General features: G+C 66.3%; 10 protein-coding genes and 3 pseudogenes. 4 read left to right on the top strand and 9 right to left on the bottom strand.

Annotated features, from left to right (window positions below; genetic code table 11):
* Window positions 1-756: 756 nt before the first annotated feature.
* Both AB0I10_RS39350 and AB0I10_RS39345 read right to left on the bottom strand, forming a co-directional pair.
* Window positions 757-1,026, bottom strand: a complete 270-nt coding sequence (locus tag AB0I10_RS39350; protein WP_363157551.1) for a hypothetical protein — start codon at window positions 1,024-1,026, stop codon at window positions 757-759.
* Between the two features lie 120 nt (window positions 1,027-1,146).
* A complete protein-coding gene (locus AB0I10_RS39345) occupies window positions 1,147-1,428 on the bottom strand; it encodes a hypothetical protein (RefSeq protein WP_363157550.1) in 282 nt (93 codons plus the stop codon).
* Window positions 1,429-1,814: 386 nt separating this feature from the next.
* Between AB0I10_RS39345 and AB0I10_RS39340 the strand changes: the two genes are divergently transcribed.
* Together AB0I10_RS39340 and AB0I10_RS39335 are read left to right on the top strand one after the other, a co-directional pair.
* The gene (locus tag AB0I10_RS39340) at window positions 1,815-2,093 is read left to right on the top strand and encodes a hypothetical protein (RefSeq protein WP_363157549.1); all 279 of its coding nucleotides are present in this window, start codon (window positions 1,815-1,817) and stop codon (window positions 2,091-2,093) included.
* A 220-nt stretch (window positions 2,094-2,313) separates the two neighbouring features.
* A pseudogene (locus AB0I10_RS39335) lies at window positions 2,314-2,421 on the top strand (peptidase E); the annotation flags it as partial.
* Window positions 2,422-2,423: 2 nt separating this feature from the next.
* On the opposite strand, the pseudogene AB0I10_RS39330 reads toward AB0I10_RS39335, so the two are convergent.
* The 5 genes and pseudogenes from AB0I10_RS39330 to AB0I10_RS39310 form a co-directional block, all read right to left on the bottom strand.
* Window positions 2,424-2,727, bottom strand: a pseudogene (locus AB0I10_RS39330) (transposase); the annotation flags it as partial.
* A gap of 131 nt (window positions 2,728-2,858) precedes the next feature.
* Window positions 2,859-3,359: a hypothetical protein gene (locus AB0I10_RS39325; protein ID WP_363157548.1), complete on the bottom strand. Its 501-nt coding sequence runs from the start codon at window positions 3,357-3,359 to the stop codon at window positions 2,859-2,861.
* A 482-nt stretch (window positions 3,360-3,841) separates the two neighbouring features.
* Window positions 3,842-4,144, bottom strand: coding sequence for a hypothetical protein (locus AB0I10_RS39320; protein ID WP_363157547.1), 303 nt, complete (start codon window positions 4,142-4,144; stop codon window positions 3,842-3,844).
* A gap of 266 nt (window positions 4,145-4,410) precedes the next feature.
* Window positions 4,411-4,662, bottom strand: a complete 252-nt coding sequence (locus tag AB0I10_RS39315; RefSeq protein ID WP_363157546.1) for an SUMF1/EgtB/PvdO family nonheme iron enzyme — start codon at window positions 4,660-4,662, stop codon at window positions 4,411-4,413.
* Between the two features lie 524 nt (window positions 4,663-5,186).
* Complete coding sequence (locus tag AB0I10_RS39310; RefSeq protein ID WP_363157553.1) at window positions 5,187-5,570, bottom strand: aminotransferase class IV; 384 nt, start codon at window positions 5,568-5,570, stop codon at window positions 5,187-5,189.
* 225 nt (window positions 5,571-5,795) lie between these two features.
* Between AB0I10_RS39310 and AB0I10_RS39305 the strand changes: the two are divergent.
* Both AB0I10_RS39305 and AB0I10_RS39300 read left to right on the top strand, forming a co-directional pair.
* A pseudogene (locus tag AB0I10_RS39305) lies at window positions 5,796-5,903 on the top strand (IS5/IS1182 family transposase); the annotation flags it as partial.
* Window positions 5,877-6,002, top strand: coding sequence for a hypothetical protein (locus AB0I10_RS39300; RefSeq protein WP_363157554.1), 126 nt, complete (start codon window positions 5,877-5,879; stop codon window positions 6,000-6,002). The pseudogene AB0I10_RS39305 and the gene AB0I10_RS39300, both read left to right, overlap by 27 nt.
* A 75-nt stretch (window positions 6,003-6,077) precedes the next feature.
* Here the strand turns inward: AB0I10_RS39300 and AB0I10_RS39295 are convergent, their stop codons facing one another.
* Both AB0I10_RS39295 and AB0I10_RS39290 read right to left on the bottom strand, forming a co-directional pair.
* Window positions 6,078-6,824: a phosphotransferase gene (locus AB0I10_RS39295; RefSeq protein ID WP_363157545.1), complete on the bottom strand. Its 747-nt coding sequence runs from the start codon at window positions 6,822-6,824 to the stop codon at window positions 6,078-6,080.
* A 168-nt stretch (window positions 6,825-6,992) separates the two neighbouring features.
* A complete protein-coding gene (locus AB0I10_RS39290) occupies window positions 6,993-7,844 on the bottom strand; it encodes an IS5 family transposase (protein WP_363157552.1) in 852 nt (283 codons plus the stop codon).
* Between the last annotated feature and the right edge of the window lie 284 nt (window positions 7,845-8,128).

Raw genomic sequence — 8,128 nt, 5'->3', positions numbered from 1 at the left:
GCGAGTTGACCACGAACTTCATCGGAGACGCCCATACCAGACCAACGAGCCGAATCACGTGAAGCAACACGTTGATTCTCTGCGAGCCCTAACGAACTCGTGCATGGTTGTCGTGGCGGCTGGCCTGACCCTGCTCGTCCTGTGGTGGAGATGGCAGCTGGTTCTGTCGTATCGCTGGGTCGGCCCTCTCCTCATCGCCATCGGCCTGCTTCTCGGTGAGGCATGTCAGACGGACGGGGATCGTCCCCCAAGAGGCTTGCGGGACACAGCTGTGCCACCCTTCGCTGCCGGGATGTTCTTGCTCTGGACGCTCACCCTGGCCGCTGGCCAGCTCGGCGAGCAGCACGCCAGGAGTGATGCCCGGGATCCCCGCCAGGTCCGCTGACTGCTTGCCGCCGTACGCCAGCAGGCCCGTAAGAAGCCGCCCCACCGCCCGCACGGCGCCCCTATGACCTCCGCCAATCTCCTTCTGGCTCAGCTCCGGCGTCGACCCGGTCGGCCATGTGGGCCGGAGCCAGTTCCTGGGTGTGCTGGCCGGCCTCCCAGCGCAGCATGTGTAGACGGTGGGCCAGGCGCCGCCCTTCGCCGACCTGATCGGTGGGCAGCGGGTTCTCCGGAGGGACGTCGGCTCCGGAGGGGTAGGCGTTCAGCGGGCCGGGGGCGCCCGTGGCGGCGTAGCGGCGGCACGCGAGGTCGTAGGTGAGCTGGGCGGCGGTGGCGGACGCCGGATCACATGGTCGGCCCGGCCCCGGGTGCTCATAGCCGCGGCAGCAGTCCTTCCACCTCGGCCACGTGCTGCACCGCCATCGCGGCGTTCCTCATGCCCATCCGGTCCAGCACTTCGATCGACTGCAGCAGGATGCTGGCGTCCATGTCCGCCATGGCGTTGCCCCGCCGGTCACGCTCTGCCAGTTCCTCCGCCGTCACCGCCGTCCGGAGGTCACCCACCCGCTCGGCCAGCCGGTCTCGCTCGCCTTCCATCGCCGCCAGCCGCCGCACAGCCCGGACAATCTCCTCGTCGCTCATCCTGTTCATACCCGGTCAGACGCCCCGCGGCTTCCCGAGGTTGGGTCTGCGCCCGCAGCTCCCGTTTTCGCCGTGCAGCAGCCGGGCCTGGGACGTGGAGGAACGCGGTCGCCGTGCAGGTCACCGGTCCTGGGCGAGTTTGTAGAGCTCCGCGAAGAGCCCGCCAAGATCCGTAAGCGCCTGCCAATCACCTTCTTCGCGCACCTGACCGCCGTCGAGGACGACGATGCGGTCCGCGATGCGGGCGTTCTCCAGGTTGTGGGTCACGAACACGGCGGTCTTGCCCGCGGCGAGCTCCTTGAACCGGCTGATGACCGGGTGCTCGGCGCGGGAGTCCATCGCGCTGGTCGGCTCGTCGAGCATGAGCACGGCGGCATCGCGGTAGAAGGCGCGGGCGACCACGATCCCCTACCACTGCCCTCCGGACAGTTCGGTACCGCCCTAATTGGAGCGCACAGCCCCTCACCCGCGTCGCCACCCTGGCCATGGACGATCTCGACGTCAACGGAACCGAGGTGCAGGTCACCTTCGGCGAGCACGGCTCGGTACCCGTTCCAGAGCCCTTCGGGCAGGTCTTGCGAGAGCACGCGGAGAACAGGGGCCCCACAACATCGCCGTCAATCACAGCAGTCCATGGCTCTTCCCCGGCCGCTGTCCCGGTCAGCACATCCACGCGATCGGCTACGCCGCCCAGTGCCCTGAGCGGCGTGCCAAGGAATCCGGCATGCCCTGGGCGAACTACGTCCTCCACCGGTGCCCTGCTGGTGACAGAGCGAGATGATGCTGCCATGTCAGACAAGCCGAAGCGGCCCCTCAGCGAGCTTCACCCGGGCGATCCCGTCCAAGCGACCATCACTGGCCACCAGCCATGGGGCATCACGGCGAAGCTCAACGAATACGAGCCCGTCGGCGCATCACTCGACACCATCCGCCGCGGCAACGAGCCAAGCGTGAGGCTTCTGGCGCAGGACCTCCCGCCAGTGGGAACAACCGTCGAACTCATCGTCGGCGAAGTGCGCTCATGGCACCACGAGCCGTGGGTATGGGTGGATCTCACCAGCAATTGACAGCTGCACGGGAACACACCGCAAACACAGCCTACTCACGACAGTTTGATACGAGATGGCGTCAGTACCGGGTGGCCTGGCGGCTCTTGAGCTGACAGGAGGGGGCACGTAAGGGGGACTATTCGTTTGCGGAGCCCGTCGATGGTCCGGAAACGTTCGGTGCACCCTTCCGCTCCTGCGTGCCGTCTCCTGTGGAGGAAATCCCGTGACTCTCGTTCCCGTGCGTCGTCTGGCTCTCCTTGGGGGCGGCTTCTCCACCGACGACGATGGGCTGTTGGACGACTGGGTGCTCGGTCACTCAAGTGCTTCTCGGTCCAAGGTGTGCTTCTTCACGGCCAGGATCAACCGGCTGTCGGGGAACCGCGGAAGCGGCAGGCTGGCCAGTACCATCCGCAGCCGATCGGCCTCGACCCGGCCGTGATTGAGCGCGTCGTACATCGCGCCGTTTCCACGGCAGTTCTCCGGCAACAGAGTCAGGTCCACTGCCGACTTCACCGCCCCATCCCTGCACAGCACGGCATCTGCCGGCTCGAACAGATCATCACTCCGGGCGGTCAAACACGCATAGAAATCGCCGCGGAAGCGTGACGCTTTTGCGAACACCTCCCCGGATAGCATCAGGCAGCAGACTCACCCTCGCGGCCTTCGTCGCGGTCACGTGCACCTTGGTCGGAGCACATGATCAGGCGGAGGCCACGCGCACGTCAGCTGAACAGCACAACCAGAGATCAAGTTCGAGCAGCGTTCGGACGTCTTTTGAGTAGCTCAGGTAGCGACCAGCGAGGCGTGGATCCGACTGACGGCACGCAGGACCTCGTCTCGGTTCTTCGCTCGCTTGATCCATGCCGGAAGGCGGGCCACCAAAGTCATCTTCTGTCCGGTGTCGTTCCAGGGCGCTCGTTCTCGCAGCGACGCTTGGACGAAACGGCGGATCAAGTCGAGATGTTCGAGGTTGTACGCCCACAACCACCCATGCCGGGTCTCAACCTGGAGCCACAGCGGCATACCGAAGTACGGATCCGTCGCGGGTTGAGCTGTGCCATGGGAGAGCGTGACAAGACGGCCGCTCCGCACCCGTGACAGTCCGCAGCCACGGCAGACCAGACGCCGCGGCCTGAACAGCATCCGCCCCCTGGGATCGGAGTCTTCGGGCGCTGGAACGACACGAGCGGCCTTCGCACAACCGGGGCATCGCACAATGATCCAGCTGATGAAGTCGTTCTCGGTACTGCGCGGATCCCGGAACCGACGAGAGAACAAGGCCATCCGGTGAGTATGCATCTGGCCCGCAGACCAGCGCATCCCGATTCGACCGCTCACTCCAGGCCCGCCGGCCACCCTGCCAGGAACCGGACGAAGGTTAAAGAACAAGCTGAGCCCGCCGACCTCAGTCCGCGGGACTGAATATGAGATCACGAACCCGTCGGCAGGCTGCCGGTGGGAAGACCGTGCCGGGGCTGGATGGCCGGCCCCGGCTACCGGGGGCCGGCCAGTGCAATGAAGGACCGTAGGAGTTCGGTGGCTTCGGCGGCGGTGACGTCTTTTGTCCACCTGGTCGGGTGGGAGGAGCAGCGCAGAGTGAAGCGGTGCGCATGCCGAGTGTGCTCCAGCTCGTGGACGCAGGGGCGGCTTCGGCGGCCGTTCACCGCTACTGGAGCCAGTTGGCGTTCGCGGCGATGAACTCCCGCAGCCCAGCCCTCAGGCGGAGGCGCCCGTGATCCACTTGCCAGATCATGTGGCGAAAATGCCTAGGAGTTGGGCGTGTCGTACGTCAATTGCCCGCGGCCCTCACAGGAAACGGAGCACTCCACGAAAATCACCACTCCTCCCGCGGGCGCGTGGTACCAGTCGACCGATTGCCCGGGCGGAAGGTCCACCACCCCCGTGAACATCCGCTGCCCCGCTCGGTCGAGCGCGCCGAGGCTGAGTTTGCAATCACCGGTATTGGCCGGATGGCCGATACCGAAGGGGGTCGTGACCTCGTTGGTGAGCCGGACGAAGTTCTCCAGGTTCCCCGGACAGGGGACCGATACGGTGGTGCGGTCGGCCATGGTCGAACACCCTCCGGTTGTCGTCGGTGCGCGGTAAGGCTTTCCTCGGCGAAGAACGTTAAAGCCGGTTCACTCTTATGGGGCGCGTGTGTGCTGATCAGTGGAACCCCAGATCGAGTGCGGCGGTGATGCAGCGGGAATCCCGTGTCGTTGTCGCGCATCGTCTCGAAGGCGTCGTTGAAGGCAGCTGGGTCGGCGTGGGCGAAGGGGCTGGTGAAGGCGCTGCCTTTGAGGACTCGGCGGCCGGGTTTTGATTCGGTCGCACATCATTCCCATGTGTTGCCGCACAGGTCGTAGACGCCGAAGGCGCTGACGCCGGAGTGGTAGCGGGAGACGGGGGTGGTGTGCCCTATTCCGGACTCCTGGACGTTGCACTTGGCGGCGGTGGCCGCGTCACCCCAGGGGTAGGCGCTGCCCTTGGCTCCACGGGCGGCTTTCTCCCATGGTTCGCTCGTCGGCAGGCTCTTCCCCGCCCAAGCCGCGTAGGCGTTCGCATTGCGCCAAGTGATCCACACCACCGGGTGGTCGAAGATGCGGGGCAGCGTCCGTCCGGTCCCCAGTGCCTTGGTGTGGGTCGGCCTGTTGCACGGGTGAAGCGAAAGTAGTCGGCGTTCGTGACCGGGTAAATGTCGATGGGGAAGGCCGACATCCAGCTGGGGGTGTTCTCCGCTCCGCTGAGGTAGATCCCTTCCTCGACGGCGATCATCAACTTCCCGTCTACGGGGTGCCGATGGTGCTGTGCGACGGGAGTTAAGAGCGCTTCGGTGCGCTCGTCGTAGCCCGCTGCGGCCTTGGCCGTTAGCAGCTGCGCAAATCGCTCCTGCACCTCCGAGCCCGAACGGGCGAGCAGCATGTCGAGCGCTGCCTGATTGCCGGGGCGGGGAGTGATGTTCTCCCCGACCCTTTCCCACTTGGACACCATGCGGTCGCTGACGCCGATCGCCGCAGCGAATCCGCGCACGGTCATGCGCATCGCCATGCGCAGGGCTTTGGCCTCGCGCCGGTCCAGCGAGCTACCCCCGGTCGGTCCACGCAGGCCGTCCTACACCTGCTCGCCGCGCAGGGCCAGGAAGGATTCGCGCAGCTCGACGAGGAGGGCGTGTTCGGTGGGGAGCTGGGTTTCGTCGATCGCGCTGATCGCCCGCACGCCGATGGTGGTGTTCGTCGCGAATGCCGCCTGCATCTGAGGGAGGTGGTCGGCGGGGACCGGCGCGACGGTGTGAGCGTGGAGTTTCTGGAGCTGGGCCATGGTGACGCCGGGCAGGGCATCGGCCTTGGGCCACACCACACTGCCGTTCGCATCGATGAAACCAACGTTCCAGGTGCCGCCTTCGGAGACCAGCTCGTCCGGGCCCACGAACAGGGCGTCGTCGAAGCCGGCCAGCGGGGCGGCGCGCCGGTGTGCCGTGAACCTGCTGCCGACAATGACGAGCGCCGGGCGGTCCGGCGAGCGCCGCTGCCGCTGCGCCGCGAGGGCGCGGACAGTCAGGCCGCGACCACAACTCGCTCGCCATCTCGGAGACGAACTCGCGAAAAGCAGCCCGCCTCGACCATCCGCTGAAGCAACGGCGGCGGGGCGTAGAGGACTTCTGTGTGTTCGGGACCAGGCGCGACCGGATGCGACTGTAGATCCGCCAGCCCCAGCAGGCGTATGTGGGCGCGGATCGAGCCGCTGCTGCCGGTCGTCCCGCGTAATCCGCGGCGTCCAGGTAAGCGTCTGGATAGTCGCAAGGTGCTGTGCGGGATCCTGTTCGTGCTCCGCTGGGAGATCCGCGACGACATCCACCACGCGTTCGTCACCCTCGGCTGCGCCGTCATCTGCTGGCGACGACTGCGCATCACACTTTGTCGGGAGTAAGGGCGGGCGATCGCCCCAGGGGATGGCCTGCTCGATCCGTCAGAACGCATACGCAGCAGTCGGGCCCGCGCAGCCTCACATCCGAGATCTCAGTACGTCGACCTCACAGCCCGGCGCGAAGGGGTCGAAGCCGTGCTCGATCAGCCAGCGAACTGCCAGCAGGCTTCGCAACGACCACCACGCGTGGATCACGTCGAGGTCGATGTCGGTGCCATAGCCGGCGATGACGTCGTCGAGGTGCTCCTCGTGTCCGAGCGTGAAGGTGGCGAGGTCGTACAGGGCATCACCCTGGCCCGCCTCGGACCAGTCGATGATGCCCGTGACCTCGTCGCCGTCGACGAAGACGTGCGCGATCTGCAGGTCGCCGTGCGTGAACGTCGGAGTCCACGGCCGGAGCGCGGCCTCGGCGACCTGGCGGTTGTGGGTGACCAGGTCAGCGGGCAGGACGCCGTTCGTCACGAACAACTCGCACTCGTCGTCGAGTTCCGTCGCCAGCGCGACGATGCTCCGGCCGGCCCGGCCGGGCCGGGGCGGCAGGGGCGCTTCGTGCAGCTTCCGGATGGCGGCGCCCGCCGCGGCCCACGCCGCCGGCGATCCGGTCGACGGCCCGCCGAGGCGCCCAAGCGTCGTCCCCGGGAGTGCGGCGATCGCGAGCACGGGCGGCTTGCGCCACAGGACCTCCGGGGTCGGGACCGGCGCGAGGGACATCGCCTCGACCTCGACGTCGATGCGCGCCTGATCGGCGTCCACCTTCAGGAACACGTCGCCGACGCGCAGGGTCGCGCGCTCGGAATGGGCGACAACGACTTTGACCTCATCCATGGGCGACCAGTATCCCGGGGATGATCGCCGATGTCGCCGGGTTTATCGCGTGCGATTACGCGGCTGACTGCGTCCCGATACCCGGCGGCCTCGTGCGCGACACCGACCTCTGACCAGGTCAAGTCCACCACTTTTGTTAGGAGTTCTTAGAGGGCATCTGATCAATGATCAGGCCGTGATGACCGTTTCTCCCATTTCAGTTCGCCAGCTTCGTGCGGATTCTCCGGTGAGGTTTCGGCTCATTGTGTTAGCCATGGCCCAGTGGATCATTGCCTGGGAACGCTGAGGCAGGGCTTCGTAGTCACGGGCTAGCCGGCGGTGCTGCATCAGCCAGCCGAACGTCCGCTCAATGACCCACCGTTTCGGAAGGGGTTGAAACCCAGCCATGGAGGGTCGTTTCACCACCTCGACATCGATCCCCAGCCTGGCCCCGTGATTGATCACGGAACTCTGGTAGCCGCCGTCCACCCAGACTTTCGCGACCTGCGGATGCGAAGAGGCGACGTTGTCGAGGAGGTGCCTTCCGCCGGCTGTGTCCTGCACTGATGCGGCTGTCACGATCACCGCGAGAAGAAGACCGAGGGTGTCGGTCGCCAGGTGGCGCTTGCGTCCCTTGATCTTCTTTCCCGCGTCGATGCCCTGGTCGGACTCGGCGACGTTGGAAGAGGTCTTCACGCTCTGGGCATCCAGCACGGCTGCGGACGGGGCCGCCGTGCGTCCTTGCGCCCGGCGGGTCCGGTCCCGCAGGAGGTCGTAAACCCGCTGTGTAGTCCCGTCGGCCTCCCACTTCGCGTAGTAGTCGTAGACGGTCTTGTACGGCGGGAAGTCGTGCGGCAGGTACTCCCACGGGATGCCCGTCCGGTTGACGTACAGGATCGCGTTCACGATCTCCCGTAAGTCGTGCACCCGAGCAGCCGTGCCTGGCCCGGTCCGCCGCGCGCGCCATTCGGTGAAGACAGGCTCGATCAAGGCCCACCGGGCATCGGACACGTCACTGCGATACGGACGACGATCACTCACACGGCGTGCAACGACCATCATCGCCAGCAGTCACAAGAGCATCCCAAAACACCAACTACCGAGATCAGATGCCCTCTTAGAGAGCGGTTCGTGAGGTGATGTTCGTTTCCGGTGAGGTTGGGACAAGGCCGCTGGTCGCGGGGCTTCGGTCGGCTACTGCTTCCTGGTGAAGCTTGCCGGTATCGGCCTCGGTGGTGAAGATCCCGGAGGCGGCCTGGACGGCCTGGACTCCGGCCGTCGAGGTGGACGGCGAGATGGCGGAGACCTCCGGCACCGGATCCGGC

The sequence above is a fragment of the Streptomyces sp. NPDC050636 genome (assembly GCF_040654775.1).
In the GTDB taxonomy this organism is placed as follows: Bacteria; Actinomycetota; Actinomycetes; order Streptomycetales; family Streptomycetaceae; genus Streptomyces.
The sequence above is the reverse complement of the archived record's forward strand: the minus strand, read 5'-3'. Positions and strand labels throughout refer to the sequence as shown.